Source organism: Leclercia sp. LSNIH3 (assembly GCF_002935105.1).
In the GTDB taxonomy this organism is placed as follows: Bacteria; Pseudomonadota; Gammaproteobacteria; order Enterobacterales; family Enterobacteriaceae; genus Enterobacter; species Enterobacter adecarboxylatus.
The window spans coordinates 2,294,552-2,309,461 of sequence record NZ_CP026387.1; the positions used below are offsets into that span (position 1 = coordinate 2,294,552).

Genomic DNA, 14,910 nt, shown 5'->3' on the forward strand with positions numbered 1-14,910 from the left:
AGTAACCGATGAGAATACTGGTGATTGGCCCGTCCTGGGTGGGCGACATGATGATGTCGCAAAGTCTCTATCGCACGCTCAAGGCGCGCTATCCCCAGGCGATAATCGACGTGATGGCACCCGCGTGGTGCCGTCCGCTGTTATCGCGGATGCCGGAAGTGAACGAGGCGATCCCAATGCCGCTCGGCCATGGGGCGCTGGAACTCGCAGAGCGCCGCAAGCTCGGCCATAACCTGCGCGAAAAACGCTATGACCGCGCGTATGTCCTGCCGAATTCCTTTAAATCGGCGTTAGTGCCCTTCTTTGCTGGCGTGCCGCACCGCACCGGCTGGCGTGGCGAGATGCGCTACGGCCTGCTGAACGACGCGCGGATACTGGACAAAGAGGCCTGGCCGCTGATGGTGGAGCGCTATGTGGCGCTGGCCTATGACAAAGGCGTGATGCGCAGTGCGAAAGACCTGCCCCAGCCGCTGCTGTGGCCGCAGCTCCAGGTCAACGAGGGTGAAAAATCCCACACCTGCAACGGCTTTGGCCTGCTGGCCGATCGTCCTCTGATTGGCTTCTGCCCTGGCGCGGAATTTGGCCCGGCGAAGCGCTGGCCGCACTATCACTATGCCGAGCTGGCGAAGCAGTTAATCGACGAAGGCTATCAGATTGTCTTGTTCGGCTCGGCGAAAGATCATGAGGCGGGTAATGAAATCCTCGCCGCGCTGAGCATTGAACAGCAGGCCTGGTGCCGTAATCTGGCAGGGGAAACCCAGCTGGAGCAGGCCGTCATCCTGCTTGCCGCCTGTAAAGCCGTGGTCACCAATGACTCTGGCCTGATGCACGTTGCCGCAGCACTGAACCGCCCGCTGGTGGCGCTGTACGGCCCAAGCAGCCCGGACTTTACCCCGCCGCTGTCGCATAAAGCGCGCGTGATCCGCCTCATCACCGGCTACCACAAAGTGCGTAAGGGCGACGCCGCCGAAGGCTATCACCAGAGCCTGATCGACATTACCCCGCAGCGTGTCCTGGACGAGCTTAACGAGCTGCTGTTGAGCGAAGAAGGATAACGGATGCGGGTATTGATCGTTAAAACCTCCTCTATGGGCGACGTGCTGCATACGTTACCCTCGCTCACCGATGCTATGCAGGCTATCCCGGGCATTCGTTTTGACTGGGTAGTGGAAGAAGGCTTCGCGCAGATCCCAGGCTGGCATGAAGCCGTAGACCGGGTGATCCCGGTGGCGATCCGACGCTGGCGTAAAGCCTGGTTCTCCGCGCCAATTAAGGCCGAACGTCAGGCCTTTCGCGACGCGGTTCAGGCCCGGCATTACGATGCGATTATCGATGCTCAGGGGCTGGTCAAAAGCGCGGCACTCGTCACCCGGCTGGCGCATGGCGTGAAGCACGGTATGGACTGGCACAGCGCCCGCGAGCCGCTGGCGAGCCTGTTCTACAATTGCCGCCACTCGATTGCGAAGCAGCAGCACGCGGTGGAACGCACCCGGGAACTGTTCGCCAAAAGCCTGGGCTATGCGAAACCGCAAATGCAGGGCGATTACGCCATTTCCCGGCATTTCCTGCACGGTGCGGAGCAGGCGGGCACGCCTTATCTCATCTTCCTGCACGCTACCACCCGTGATGACAAACACTGGCCGGAAGCCCACTGGCGCGATCTTATCGGCCTGCTGAGCGGTACTGGCCTGCGCATCAGGTTGCCGTGGGGTGCCCCGCATGAAGAAGCGCGGGCGAAGCGTCTGGCTGAAGGTTTTGATTACGTAGACGTTCTGCCGCGCATGAAGCTGGACGGCGTGGCACAAGAGCTGGCTGGCGCCACGGCGGTGGTGTCGGTGGATACCGGCCTCAGCCACCTGACGGCGGCGCTTGATCGTCCTAATATTACGCTTTACGGCCCAACGGATCCGGGCCTGATTGGCGGCTATGGCAAAAATCAATATATCTGCCGCCCGGAACATTCATCGCAGCTGAGCGACCTTTCCGCCGCTGCGGTCTTTGCGCAATTAGAGCCTTTGCTGGCAGCAGAGAGAGCCTATGTCTGATTTTTTCTCAGCGGAACGCCCACCGAAGCGCGTGCTGATCGTTAAGCTGCGTCATCACGGTGACGTTCTGCTGACCTCGCCGGTCTTTACGGTGTTGAAAAAAAACTACCCTAATGTCGAAGTGGATGCCCTGGTGTATGACGACACCCAGGCGATGCTCACCAGCCATCCGTTTATCGATCAGGTGCACACCATTGGCCGCAACTGGCGTAAAAAAGGCTGGTTCGCACAGTTCCGCCTGTACCGTGCGCTACTGAATACTCTGAAGGCGCGTCAGTATGACGTGCTGATCAACCTCACCGAACACTGGCATGGCGCGCGTCTGGCGCGACGCCTGAAACCGCGCGTTTCCGTCGGCTTTAAGCCTGATAAACGCAGTGGACTGGCGCGCCGCCGCTGGGTGAAATCCTTCACCACCCTCTATCCGGCGATCCAGGATAACAGCCGCCATATGGTGGAAGTGAATCTCGATGCGCTGCGGCGGATCGGCATTCATCCGCAGACCGACGCCGATAAACATACCCTGTTTGTGCCTGGCGACGCGGCGGAAGCATCGATTGCAGAGAAACTGGCTGGCTTTGGGCTGGCGAGCCACTCCTACATTCTGGTGCACCCGACGTCGCGCTGGATGTTTAAGGCCTGGGATATTAATAAGCTGGCGGCAACCATTGATAACCTGGCGGCCCGCGGCCTGCCGATTATCCTCTCCGCCGCGCCGTCAAAAGAAGAGACCGCCTATATGGATGCGCTGCGTGCCGCGCTCACCCAGCCGGTGTTCGATTTAAGCGGCCAGTTAAACCTGAAAGAACTGGGCGCGCTGATGAAGCACGCGCGGGTCTACTTTGGCGTCGATTCGATGCCGATGCACCTCGCCAGCGCGGTGGGAACGCCGACCGTTGCCATCTTCGGCCCGACCGGGGCGATCAAGTGGGCGCCGTGGGGGGTGAACTACCGCGTCATCACCGCCGGATTTACCTGCCAGCCTTGCGGTAAAGCGGGCTGCGGCGACAGCGGCGTCTCCGACTGCATTACGGCGATCACCCCGCAAATGGTGCTGAGCGCCATCGACACCCTGCTGTTGGAAAACCCGGCATGAAGCTGGCTATCGTTCGACAGACCTATAACCCCAACGGCGGCGCGGAGCGTTTTGTCTCCCGCGCGCTAAACGTGCTGGCCCAGGATACAGACCTGGACGTGACGCTGATCGCCCGTCAGTGGGAAGACGCCGCTGGCTGGAAAACCCTGACGGTTAATCCCGCTTTCCGCAACCGCCTCGATCGCGAATCGGGTTTTGCCGGGGCCGCAGCAGCGCAGTTTGCGCAGTTCGATATCGTGCAGAGTCATGAGCGTATTCCCGGGGCAACCATTTTCCGCGCCGGAGACGGCGTACACGCCACCTGGCTTGAGCAGTACAACCGCATCCAGTCGCCGCTGGCGCGCTGGGCGCAGTCCCTGAGCCGCTACCACCGTTATATTTTGCAGGCGGAAGCGCAGATGTTTACCCATCCTGCGCTGCGCAAGGTGATCTGCAATTCGAAAATGGTGCGGGATGATATCGCCCGCCGTTTTGGCCTGCCGGATGACAAGCTAACGGTGATCTATAACGGTGTGGATACCGCTCATTTCAGTCCTGAGGTGCGCACACTTTCCCAACGTGATGCGTTGGGGATCCCGCCGACGGCACCGGTGCTGGCCTATGTCGGTTCCGGGTTCAGCCGTAAAGGGGTGGCAACGGCGCTGCGCGCGCTGGTCCCTCACCCTGATGTCTGGCTGCTGATTGCCGGGCGTGATAAGCATGCGCGTAAATTCGAAAAGCTGGCCGAGACTCTCGGGGTGGCATCACGGGTGCGTTTTCTGGGGCCGGTTGCTGATGTGCGCCAGGTGTACGGCACCGCTGATGCGCTGATCCTGCCGACACTTTACGATCCCTTCCCGAATGTCTGTGTCGAAGCGCTGGCCTGTGGCCTGCCGCTGCTTACCAGCCATGGCTGCGGCGCGGCGGAGTGGATTAAAGAGGGTGTTAACGGCTGGGTGCGCGACGCGCTCGACAGCGACGGGTATCAGCAGGTGATAGGCCACTGGCTTCAGGGCCGTGAGCAGGGTGTCGATTATTCAGCAGCGGCACGCGCTACTGCTGAGCCTTACACCCTGGAGCGGATGGCAAAAGAGCTGCAGGCGCTCTATCGCGACCTGCTGCGCTGAGCCGCAGTGGCAAAGACTTTTTCCATCGCCTCCAGCATGCATTCGCGGGTGAAATGGCTGCACAGGTAATCGTACCCCTGCTGCGCCAGCTTTTCCCGCAGCGCGGCATTTTCATATAACTGCACAATGGCTTCGCGCAGCGCCGTTTCATCGCGCTGCGCAATCAGGATCCCGGTCTGGCCGTTAATCACCGCATCTGCCGTGCCGCCCGCGTCGGTGGCAATGGTGGCGATCCGCGAAGCCAGTGACTGCAACACCCCCTGCGGAACGCCTTCCATATCATGCGAGGGGCTAAGTGCGACATCAAAGGCCGGGAACCAGCGTTCTGGATCGCTGCGATGGCCTGCCATGACCACCCGCTGCTGCAATCCCAGGTCAATAATTTCCTGCTCCAGCGTCGCTTTATGCGGCCCTTCACCGACAATCGCCAGCCTGATGTGCGGATGATCAATGGCGGCCAGCGCGCGCAGCAGCACGCTATGGCCTTTGTTAGGCCGCAGATGCGACACCACGCCCAACCAGAAATCCTCCTGCGTCAGGCCGCAGTGTTCACGGGCAGCCTGTTTATCCGCCGGGTGAAAACGCTGTGTATCCACGCCGCTCGGCACAGACGTGCTCTGGGCCATCGGCACGCCAATATCTGCCATCTGTTGGCGCAGTGCTTCCCCGGTGGTCACGATATGGGCACAGGCTTTGCGAAACAGCCAGCGGGTGGTCCAGTTATTGCGCGGCACACCGGAGGCATGGCGGGTACGCACCAGCGGAACCGGATCTGGCAGGGTGAGATTAGCCAGCGCCACCAGCCAGGTATCGGCGGAATTGTGACTATTGATGACATCAATAGATCGACGGTTTTCTTTCAGCCAGTGGCGCAGCAGCTGGAGATTTTGCAGGTTCTTACGCCGAAGTGGCATCGTCACCACCGTTAACCCAGCATCACGTGCCAGGCCGTGTAGCGGTGCACTCTCCGGGCAAAGTATGGTCACCTGATGGCCGCGCTGAATCATCCCTAAGGACTCATTAATGATGCGTAATGGCTGTCCGCCCTTACCACCGTCTGCTTCAGTGTGAACAATATGCATACTTTTCCTGTTTATTGTGCAAGAACTTGCCATAGCAGCAAATTATAACCTTTACGGCCCGGGTAATACATAAAGCCTGGTGTCGGAAAGCGCCTAACGGATTATTCTTGCTTACAAACATTGTCCTTCTGTAGGTCAGGTATTTGTGATAGTTTTCTCTGGCTTTTTATTTCCCACGGAAAAGCCGTGGAGATCGTTCACAGCGTTGTTAACCAGCCGGTCAAGAACCGAAAAATCCTTAACCAGCCCAAAATATATGACAAATACTCGTAACATTCTGACAGGTCTGTTAGTCCTTGCTGTACTGGCTTTATGTTTTATCTGGCCTATTCCCAACGATCAGCTGCCGTTTCACCGCAATGGGTTGATTTATCCCATCGTTGCCGTGGCGCTTGGCCTGTTTTTTAATGGAGTAAAAACCAGACAACGGCTGGATTTAAGTAAAATTAAGTTCGTTCTTATTGCGATATGGGCGTTAACTTTCTTTATTGTGATTAATGGTTTTTTTGTCGCCCCCGACATAAAAGAAATGGTTTCTGCCTGGAGTGGCCAGTGGCTGCGCCCGGTATTATTGTTCTGCGCTGGCCTGGTATTATTACCGGCGATCCAGAGAACCTTCCCTTCCATGACTGCCGCCCGCTTCTTCACGCTGGTGGTCCTCTTCTTCTGGGGCGTGGTTTGCATACATTTACTGGATTCACTCTGGCTCTACTGGCGCGACGGTCATGTTCATTGGGGCGAAACGCGGATCGTCTATAACCGCACCCGTATGAGCTTCCAGGTCAACATGATCACCGGCTTTTTGATGGCCGAACTCTTAGCGCGTGGTCTGCTGCATCAACGCTTCCTGCGCCTGAAAACACCGATACTCGCACTAATGCTGTTAAGCAATCTGGCATGTACAGCGCTGGTAGATAACCGATGGGGTACTATAGGTTTGGTCGGTAGCCTTTTTTCGACCTTTTTCTTGCTGAGTCTCCACAGTATGCGTCGTAGCCGGGTGGTGGCCGTGGGCAGTATCTTTGTTGGTATTATTATTGCTTCGGCGTTACTGGGCTACGCTTCCTGGAAAACTGACCCACGCTGGCAAACGCTGGAAAGCGATGCTATTACGGGCTGGAATGCTCCGTTTAACAGCTTTTGTTACAATACAACCGACGGTCCGGTAATTATTAATGAGTTCACTGGCGCACCAATGAGTCATTCCAATGGTTGTCGCGCAAGCTTCTTCCATCAGGGCTGGAAACTGATTGCTGAGCATCCGGCGGGTGTGGGGGCCAAAAAAGAGGCCTTCCGTTTTGTATTGCGCCGGGATACACAAGATAACCGCATCACTATTCCCCATAGCCATTACGGCCTGATTGAATTTGGCATTCAGAACGGTGTTATTGGCATCGCAGGCTGGCTGATTCTGCTGGTAGGCTGCTGGTATATCGGCTGGCGAGAATTCCGTCGTGGCAACATGATGGTGGGGATGTTCCTGCTGCTCTTTACCATCAGTTTCTTCTCCAGAACCATGGTCGATCACAACCTCAAAGATCACTATCTGGAGCAGTATATGTTACTGACCGGCCTGCTGGTTGGCATGTGCGCGCTGCGCCCTTCAAACACCGAAAAGCAAACGTCCTGATCACTCTGACGCGCCAAGGGAATAATCACCCTGGCGCGGAACGCTTTAGCCTGTCGGCTGTCGAATTGCCAGCAAATGGCCTCGTTATACCCTTTTTATTGCTGCGTATTTTTACGGAGAAAGCATGTCTGAAACGCCTCAATTAAGCCTCATCGTTGCCGTTTTTAATGGCGAAAAATTCCTGAGCGCTTTTTTTGACAGCATTAAACAGCAGAATTTATCGAGCCTCGAACTCATTATTGTTAATGACGGCTCAACGGATCGCTCAGCTGAAATTATTGCCCGCTATGCCAGTGAATTTAGCCATTTCCAGATAATCGATCAGCCTAATGGCGGCGTATCGGCCGCACGTAATACTGGCCTTGCCCTCGCAACAGGCGAATACGTTGCCTTCCCCGATATCGATGACGTTATTTATCCAGGCATGTACCAGCGTCTGTTGGATATTGCCTTTGCAGGCCAGCTGGATGTCGCCACCTGCAACGGCACCTATATTTATGACGACGGCCGCCCGTCGAAAAAGATTTTTCCGTCCGACAAGCTCGCGTCTACAGGCGTGCTCGACGGCCCGGAGTGGCTGCAGATGGCACTGGCCTCACGTAAATTCCTGCATGTCACCTGGCTGAATATCTATCGCCACGCCTTTATCAAAGCCCAGGGTTTTACCTTCGAACACGGGCTGCGCCATCAGGATATTCCCTGGACCACAGAAGTGCTGCTGACGGCCAAACGCGTGCAATATGTGGATGAAGTCTATTATGACTATCTGATTCACTCTGCATCGGTTTCCCACACGCCCGGCACTGACGATACGCGGATGCGCTCTTCACGCCACTATATGAAAATCCTCGAAATGCTGGATGCCATTAATAAACGCTATCCAGAACAGGTGAAGCGCGCCCCGGCCTGTCAGTGGCAAATTGCCAAAGAAGGGCTGGGTATTCTGCACAGCATTAACAATATCGAAGACAGCGCGAAAAAACGCGAAATCACCCAGGAACTGTTCGATCGCGGCATCTGGTCGATGATCTGGCAAAACGCGCGCGGTTTACGCCAGCGCTGGCGCCTGGGGCGTCGTTACTTCCGCCTTAAAAAAATCATCGGCTAACGAACATTATGAGCAAACTTAAATTACATGCGGTCTCCCGCGCTGATTTCATCGCCAAAAACTATGCAGACTTCCAGACGCTGCTGGATAACCGCGTCAACCCGGATACCATCCCGGAGCGTTTCTACTGCGGCGGTCGCGGCGGCTGGACGTTCCAGACAACTCTGGCGCTGAAACACTACTACGGTGACGACATTGAGTGCTCCTTTGGATCGGAGTGCCGCCCGGATGCCATCAACCTGATGCATAACGATGATTTTGGATCGCGCGTCAAACCCTGGCGTGGGGTGACCGTCGTCGCACGTGCCGACCGCCCACCGGTAATTGGCGCGGACGTGGTTGTGGATCAGAACCCGGAAGTCGATAACCGCAGCAACCGCATCTTTGTTCCGTACTGGCCACAGCCAGGGGTGAAACCGCGTGAGCGTACTGATGAAACCGTCAAAACCGTGGCCTTTTTTGGCCGCGTCGACAGCTTCCCGGAGGCGTTCCGCAGCGAGGCCTTTAAACAGCGTCTTGCCGAGCAAGGCATTGACCTGCGTATCTCCTTTGATAACTGGACTGACTATCAGGACGTGGACGTCTGTATCAGTTTCCGTAAATCGCACGACCACAAGCTGGCGCGCAAACCGGCCAGCAAGCTGATTAACAACTGGCTGGGCAAAACGGTGATGATCTGCGACGACGAGCCATCGTACCGCGCGATCCGCGAAAGCGAATTCGACTACCTGATCGCCAAAACGCCGGATGAGGCTTTTGAGGCCATCATGCGGCTTAAAAACAATCCAGACCTGTATCGTCAGATGCGCGAGCAGGGTGATAAACGTCTGCAGGTTTATTCCCGCGAAGCGGTCGCCGCGCGCTGGTTCAGCCTGTTTGAGGATATCTGGCGTAAAGGACTGCATAAACGCCCTACCCTGGTTCGTGCACTGCGCTTTGGTTTCGGTAAAGCCATTCGCCCGCTGACTAAAAAGTTTTAAGTAACCTTGAGTCCGTTCATGTTTAAAACATCCTCACAATCGTCACACACGCCGCGCCGCACTATTCTGCGTACCGTGATACTCACGCTGGTTTTGCTGGTGCTGTTTTCACTGTGTGAAATCATCATCCTGCTGAAAGACCATGTTTATCAGCCGAAATCCAGCGACATGTCGCTGTATCTGATCATTTCCCTGCTGGCGGCTATCAGCGCCCGCTATTTCCTCACCCGTCTGCTGCTGGCGGTTACCTTTATCGTGCAGATATCGGAAGCGGTCTATTACCAGTTCTACGGCCAGTTTTATGGCCCGAGTGAAGTGTGGCTGGCCTTTGTCGAAACCAAAGATATCGCCAGCGGCATTACGGACAGTCTGGGTTCGCTTGGGATCTACTTTGCCATCATGGCCGTCGCAGTAATCTTTGCGCTGGTCTTTACTCGTCGTCTGGCACCGCAGTGGCATAAGTGGGTGGCGATGCCGTGCCTGCTGGCTATCGTGGTGATGTTTGCCGGTCAGTTCTATAAAGCCATCGACGGGCAGATGTATAAATTCAACCCGGATCTGCGCCACTCCTTACTGCGTAACGGTCTGTCGGCCATGAGTTACAGCGCTATTCGCCTGATCCCGGAAGCCCTTTCCGGCGAAAACCAGAGCATAACGCACTACGAGCCGTATAAGGTCACACCGGTGGAAGGCAGTCACGCCGGGAAATACTCCATCATCCTGGCGATTGGTGAAAGCCTCAACCCGCATCACGTCAGCGCCCTGGGCTACGATCGCGACACCACGCCGGAACTGAAAGCCCTGATGCAGCAGTATCAGGGTACGGGTCGGCTGATCGTCTCGAACGCGGTTTCGACCCGCGTGGCGATCCCGATGCTGGTCAATAACCTGCGCGAGCCGGACAACTACGATGCTTATAAGTCGAAGTCGACCAACATCTTTACCAATGCTAAAAAGCAGGGCTACCAGACGGCGTTTATCTCTGCCCAGGGTCTGGAAGGGCTGAGCAACTGGATTGGTATCCACGATATCGACCTGTGGGAAGATACGCAGATCCGCCCGGCGCCGGACGTCGGTGCCGATGTGGTGCTAACCCCTTCCGTTGAGCAGGCGAAGCTGGACTGGAATAAGCCTTTCCTGATGGTGCTGAACAGCCGTGCGCCGCATATTCCGTATGAGCGCAACATTCCGCAGGGCTTCGCGAAATTCTCTACCCCACGCCTGAGTGACGACGTGGCGCAGAAGAAAAATGAGTACGATGATGCCGTGCGCCTGTACGACAAAGAGCTAGCCTCGGCAATCCGTACCGCGATGGCGAAATCCAGACTGCCGGTTCTGGTGTTTATTACCTCAGATCACGGCGAACGCGTGGGTGATGGCGGGCTGTTCGGCCACTCGATTGTCGAAATGCCGATTGCCCAGGTGCCGTTCCTCTACTTCAGTAACGATCCGGCGTATACGATGAGCGCTATCAGCCCACAGGTGCCGCTCAACCATTACCAGATGGCGACGCTGATCAACAAGATGTTGGGTTACGCAGTCAGCAACCCGAACCAGAAGGACGACAGCTACTACATCACCGGGGGTGATATTCGCGGCCTGTCGGAGCGCGTCACCTACCATCTGAACGAACTGCCGGAAGCGGAACGTTAAGCAGAAATCATAAAACGGGCATCAGATGCCCGTTTTTTTATCTGCGAACGCATGTAACGCAGGCAAATGGCTGAGCAAAAGCGCCAAAGGGATAGCTTTAAACGGCCTAAATGCTTAGAATTTGCCCGCCGAAACTGAAAAAACGGATAATCGCTTGGAATTGTTGTATACCGCTCTGCTCTATATTATTCAGCCACTGGTGTGGCTACGACTGCTGCTGCGTAGCCGTAAAGCGCCTGCCTACCGTAAACGCTGGGCTGAACGCTATGGTTTCTGCCGCAACAAAGTTGCGCCGGACGGTATCCTGCTCCACTCCGTGTCCGTGGGTGAAACGCTGGCGGCCATTCCGCTGGTTCGTGCCCTGCGCCACCGTTATCCTTCGTTGCCGATCACCGTCACTACCATGACGCCAACCGGCTCCGAACGCGCCATGTCGGCCTTTGGCAAAGATGTGCATCACGTCTATCTGCCTTACGATTTACCCTGCGCCATGAACCGTTTCCTCAATACCGTGCGCCCTAAGCTGGTGATTGTGATGGAAACCGAACTGTGGCCGAACATGATTTCTGCCCTGCACAGCCGTAAAATTCCGCTGGTGGTGGCTAACGCCCGCCTGTCGGAGCGCTCTGCGAAGGGATACGGCAAGCTGGGCAAATTTATGCGTCGCCTGCTGAGTAAAATCACCCTGATCGCGGCCCAGAATGAAGAAGACGGCGCGCGCTTCCTGTCGCTGGGCCTGAAGCGCAATCAGCTGGCGGTCACCGGCAGCCTGAAGTTTGATATTTCGGTTACCCCGGAACTGGCTGCCCGCGCCATTACCCTGCGTCGCCAGTGGGCGCCGCGCCGTAAAGTGTGGATCGCTACCAGCACCCACGACGGCGAAGAAGAGATTATCCTCCAGGCGCATCGCCAGCTTCTGGAAAGCTTCCCGGACCTGTTGTTAATTCTGGTGCCACGTCATCCTGAGCGTTTTAAAGATGCCCGCGACATGGTGCAGAAAGGCGGGTTCAGCTTCACTATGCGCAGCAGCGGTGAAATCCCGTCCTCCGGTACCCAGGTCGTGATTGGCGACACCATGGGCGAGCTGATGTTGCTGTACGGCATTGCCGATCTGGCCTTTGTCGGCGGCAGCCTCGTGGAGCGCGGCGGGCATAACCCGCTGGAGCCGGCAGCGCACGCCATTCCAGTGCTGATGGGGCCACACACTTTCAACTTCAAAGACATCTGCGCCAAACTGCAGCAGGCTGACGGGCTGATTACGGTCACCGATGCACATTCGATCGTGAAGGAAGTTTCCACCCTTCTGACCGACGAAGATTATCGCCTATGGTATGGCCGCCATGCTGTCGAAGTGCTGCATCAGAATCAGGGGGCATTGACCCGCCTGCTGCAACTTCTGCAACCTTACCTGCCCCTGCGGAGCCATTAATGTCTGCGCGCCTGTCGGTCGTCATGATCGCCAAAAACGCCGCTGACCTGCTGCCAGATTGCCTCGCCTCCGTGGCGTGGGCCGATGAGATCGTTCTGCTTGATTCCGGCAGCACCGACGCCACGGTGGAGGTCGCCCGCGCGGCCGGTGTGCAGGTCTATATCAATACCGACTGGCAGGGCTACGGCATCCAGCGCCAGCGCGCGCAGGCGTTCGCCACTGGCGACTATGTCCTGATGATCGACACCGACGAGCGTGTTACCCCGGAACTGCAACAGGCCATCCAGCATGTGCTGGCTGCACCGCAGCCTGATGCCGTCTACAGCATCGCCCGGCGAAACTACTTCCTGGGTCGCTTTATGCGGCACAGTGGCTGGTATCCCGATCGCGTGATGCGCCTGTACTCGCGCACGCGCTATCAGTACAACGATAACCTGGTGCACGAATCGCTGGCCTGCGACGGCGCACGCGTGGTTGCCCTCGATGGCGATCTGTTGCATCTCACCTGTCGTGATTTCGCCAGCTTCCAGCGTAAACAGCTGAATTACGCCACGGCATGGGCGCAGGAGCGTCATCAGCGCGGTAAGACAACCTCGCTGGCGGGTATTTTCAGCCACACCGCAGGGGCGTTCCTGAAGACGCTGGTGCTGCGCGGTGGCGTGCTGGACGGTAAACAGGGCTGGTTACTGGCGGTGGTTAACGCCCAGTATACTTTTAATAAATATACCGAGCTGTGGGCGCTGAACCGCGGCTACTCAGAGAAAGCGTGAGCCATGAGCACAAAAGCGATTTATCCGGGTACCTTCGATCCCATCACCAACGGTCACATCGATATCGTCACACGTGCGGCAAGCATGTTTGATAAGGTGATTCTGGCGATTGCCGCCAGCCCCAGCAAAAAGCCGCTGTTCGACCTTGACGAGCGGGTGGCCCTGGCGAAAGCCGCTACTGCGCATCTGCCGAACGTGGATGTGGTGGGCTTTAGCGATCTGATGGCGAACTTTGCCCGCGCTCAGCAGGCGAATATCCTGATTCGCGGGCTGCGTGCGGTGGCTGATTTTGAATATGAGATGCAGCTCGCCCACATGAATCGCCATCTGATGCCCGAGCTGGAGAGCGTCTTCCTGATGCCATCCAAAGAGTGGTCGTTTATCTCCTCTTCGCTGGTGAAAGAGGTCGCGCGCCACGCGGGTGATGTCACCCATTTCCTGCCTGCCGTTGTCCATCAGGCGTTAATGGACAAACTGAAGTAGTTCCTGCCTTTTTGCCGGGCGACGCTGCGCTTGCCCGGCCTGCATCGCATTATTTCTGACACTGACGGCAGTAGAAGGTGGCGCGCTGCGCGTGCTTCGTTGCCACAATCGGCGCACCGCAGACCCGGCATGGTTCATCTTTACGGCCATAAACCTGCAGCTCCTGGGCAAAGTAGCCCGGCTTACCGTCGCTTTGCAGGAAATCCTTCAGGGTGGTTCCGCCCTGCTCAATCGAACGCAGCAGCACCGCTTTGATCACCCTGACCAACAGCTCACACTCCTGAGCAGAAAGCGATGAGGCTAAGCGATCGGGATGGATCCCGGCGGCAAAGAGCGATTCACTGGCATATATATTACCGACGCCGACCACCAGCTTGTTATCCATCAGCCAGGGTTTAATCGGGGATTTTTTCTTCGCGCACTTCGCTTTCAGGTATTCCGCGTCAAAGGCGTCCGAGAGCGGCTCCGGCCCCAGGTGCGCCAGCACGTTATGCCCTTCCAGCTCTTTAGTCCACAGCCAGGCACCAAAGCGACGGGGATCGGTATAGCGCAGCACTTTGCCGTTGCTCATCACCAGGTCAACGTGGTCGTGCTTTTCTGCGGGCAGCTCTTCGCTAAGGATGCGTAAGCTCCCGGACATCCCCAGATGGATGATGATCCAGCCATCCGGCAGTTCCAGCAGCAGGTACTTCGCGCGGCGCTGTACGCTGAGAACAGGTTTGTCACTCAGCGTGTGGATCTCATCAGAAACCGGCCAGCGCAGGCGGCCGTTACGGACAACAGCGTGAAGAATGGTCGCACCGACCAGGTGAGGCTCAATGCCACGGCGGCTGGTCTCTACCTCAGGTAATTCAGGCATGGTTCCTCCGTTGAGATGCAGAATGCAAAAAACCCCGCAGGTGCGGGGTTTTTCAGTACAAGGAGCCTAAAATTATTTAATTTTAGCTTCTTTGTACATTACGTGCTGGCGTACAACTGGATCGAACTTTTTCAGTTCCAGTTTTTCCGGCTTAGTACGTTTGTTCTTCGTGGTGGTGTAGAAGTGACCTGTACCAGCAGAAGAAACCAGCTTGATTTTCTCGCGAATACCTTTAGCCATGATTTATTTCCTCTTTAAGTACTTAGTACTTTTCGCCACGGGCACGCAGTTCGGACAGAACTGTATCGATGCCTTTCTTATCAATAACACGCATACCTTTAGCAGATACACGCAGGGTGACAAAACGCTTCTCGCTCTCAACCCAGAAACGGTGAGAGTGCAGGTTCGGCAGGAAACGGCGTTTAGTCGCGTTCAGTGCGTGGGAACGGTTGTTACCGGTCACCGGACGCTTGCCAGTAACTTGGCAGACTCGGGACATGTCTATTCTCCAAAAATCAAATTAGCTCGAGCTTCGTATGGGGTATCGGCGCCTCGTCAGGCTTTACAGCCCAGTCATCGCAGTTCTAAGTGAACCATCGATTGCCAGGCCCAATTGCCAAACCCGAGATTCTCAAAGGTGGCGTAGTATACGCTGACTCGAGGATGTGC

General features: G+C 56.5%; 15 protein-coding genes. 11 read left to right on the forward strand and 4 right to left on the reverse strand.

Translation table 11 applies throughout. From position 1 onward, the window contains the following. Positions 1 to 8 precede the first annotated feature (8 nt). From rfaF to C3F35_RS11120, 4 genes are read left to right on the forward strand one after another with little or no spacing between them, the layout of a single operon-like run. The gene (gene rfaF, locus C3F35_RS11105) at positions 9 to 1,055 is read left to right on the forward strand and encodes an ADP-heptose--LPS heptosyltransferase RfaF (protein WP_103793363.1); all 1,047 of its coding nucleotides are present in this window, start codon (positions 9 to 11) and stop codon (positions 1,053 to 1,055) included. A 3-nt stretch (positions 1,056 to 1,058) separates the two neighbouring features. Next, complete coding sequence (rfaC, locus tag C3F35_RS11110) at positions 1,059 to 2,045, forward strand: lipopolysaccharide heptosyltransferase RfaC (RefSeq protein ID WP_059309004.1); 987 nt, start codon at positions 1,059 to 1,061, stop codon at positions 2,043 to 2,045. Then, complete coding sequence (gene rfaQ, locus C3F35_RS11115) at positions 2,038 to 3,141, forward strand: putative lipopolysaccharide heptosyltransferase III (RefSeq protein ID WP_032615721.1); 1,104 nt, start codon at positions 2,038 to 2,040, stop codon at positions 3,139 to 3,141. The genes rfaC and rfaQ overlap by 8 nt, the downstream gene beginning before the upstream one ends. Continuing rightward, positions 3,138 to 4,247, forward strand: coding sequence for a glycosyltransferase family 4 protein (locus C3F35_RS11120; RefSeq protein ID WP_103793364.1), 1,110 nt, complete (start codon positions 3,138 to 3,140; stop codon positions 4,245 to 4,247). Before rfaQ ends, C3F35_RS11120 begins: the two co-directional genes overlap by 4 nt. Here the strand turns inward: C3F35_RS11120 and C3F35_RS11125 are convergent. Beyond that, positions 4,226 to 5,329, reverse strand: coding sequence for a glycosyltransferase family 4 protein (locus C3F35_RS11125; protein ID WP_103793365.1), 1,104 nt, complete (start codon positions 5,327 to 5,329; stop codon positions 4,226 to 4,228). The two genes, C3F35_RS11120 and C3F35_RS11125, sit on opposite strands and share 22 nt — an antisense overlap. Positions 5,330 to 5,585: 256 nt before the next feature. Here C3F35_RS11125 and C3F35_RS11130 point away from each other — a divergent pair, with 256 nt between their 5' ends. The 7 genes from C3F35_RS11130 (at position 5,586) to coaD (ending at position 13,382) form a co-directional block, all read left to right on the forward strand. Further along, positions 5,586 to 6,959 (forward strand): O-antigen ligase family protein, encoded by a 1,374-nt coding sequence (locus C3F35_RS11130; RefSeq protein WP_103793366.1) that lies wholly within the window; start codon positions 5,586 to 5,588, stop codon positions 6,957 to 6,959. A 124-nt stretch (positions 6,960 to 7,083) separates the two neighbouring features. Further along, the gene (locus tag C3F35_RS11135) at positions 7,084 to 8,067 is read left to right on the forward strand and encodes a glycosyltransferase (protein ID WP_032615718.1); all 984 of its coding nucleotides are present in this window, start codon (positions 7,084 to 7,086) and stop codon (positions 8,065 to 8,067) included. 8 nt (positions 8,068 to 8,075) lie between these two features. After that, positions 8,076 to 9,047 (forward strand): glycosyltransferase, encoded by a 972-nt coding sequence (locus C3F35_RS11140; protein WP_032615716.1) that lies wholly within the window; start codon positions 8,076 to 8,078, stop codon positions 9,045 to 9,047. Positions 9,048 to 9,065: 18 nt separating this feature from the next. After that, a complete protein-coding gene (locus C3F35_RS11145) occupies positions 9,066 to 10,700 on the forward strand; it encodes a sulfatase-like hydrolase/transferase (RefSeq protein ID WP_059309008.1) in 1,635 nt (544 codons plus the stop codon). Between the two features lie 154 nt (positions 10,701 to 10,854). Further along, on the forward strand, positions 10,855 to 12,129 hold the full coding sequence (gene waaA / locus C3F35_RS11150; RefSeq protein WP_032615836.1) for a lipid IV(A) 3-deoxy-D-manno-octulosonic acid transferase: 1,275 nt from the start codon (positions 10,855 to 10,857) through the stop codon (positions 12,127 to 12,129). Continuing rightward, positions 12,129 to 12,899, forward strand: coding sequence for a glycosyltransferase family 2 protein (locus tag C3F35_RS11155; protein WP_032615714.1), 771 nt, complete (start codon positions 12,129 to 12,131; stop codon positions 12,897 to 12,899). Before waaA ends, C3F35_RS11155 begins: the two co-directional genes overlap by 1 nt. Positions 12,900 to 12,902: 3 nt before the next feature. After that, positions 12,903 to 13,382, forward strand: a complete 480-nt coding sequence (gene coaD / locus C3F35_RS11160; RefSeq protein ID WP_103793367.1) for a pantetheine-phosphate adenylyltransferase — start codon at positions 12,903 to 12,905, stop codon at positions 13,380 to 13,382. 49 nt (positions 13,383 to 13,431) lie between these two features. Here coaD and mutM read toward each other — a convergent pair whose 3' ends face one another. The 3 genes from mutM to rpmB form a co-directional block, all read right to left on the reverse strand. Next, a complete protein-coding gene (gene mutM / locus C3F35_RS11165; protein WP_032615712.1) occupies positions 13,432 to 14,241 on the reverse strand; it encodes a bifunctional DNA-formamidopyrimidine glycosylase/DNA-(apurinic or apyrimidinic site) lyase in 810 nt (269 codons plus the stop codon). A gap of 72 nt (positions 14,242 to 14,313) precedes the next feature. After that, positions 14,314 to 14,481: a 50S ribosomal protein L33 gene (rpmG, locus tag C3F35_RS11170; RefSeq protein ID WP_013094893.1), complete on the reverse strand. Its 168-nt coding sequence runs from the start codon at positions 14,479 to 14,481 to the stop codon at positions 14,314 to 14,316. A 22-nt stretch (positions 14,482 to 14,503) separates the two neighbouring features. Then, positions 14,504 to 14,740 carry a 50S ribosomal protein L28 gene (gene rpmB, locus C3F35_RS11175; protein ID WP_002436699.1) on the reverse strand — a complete coding sequence of 79 codons (237 nt, stop codon included), beginning with the start codon at positions 14,738 to 14,740 and terminating at the stop codon, positions 14,504 to 14,506. Positions 14,741 to 14,910 lie beyond the last annotated feature (170 nt).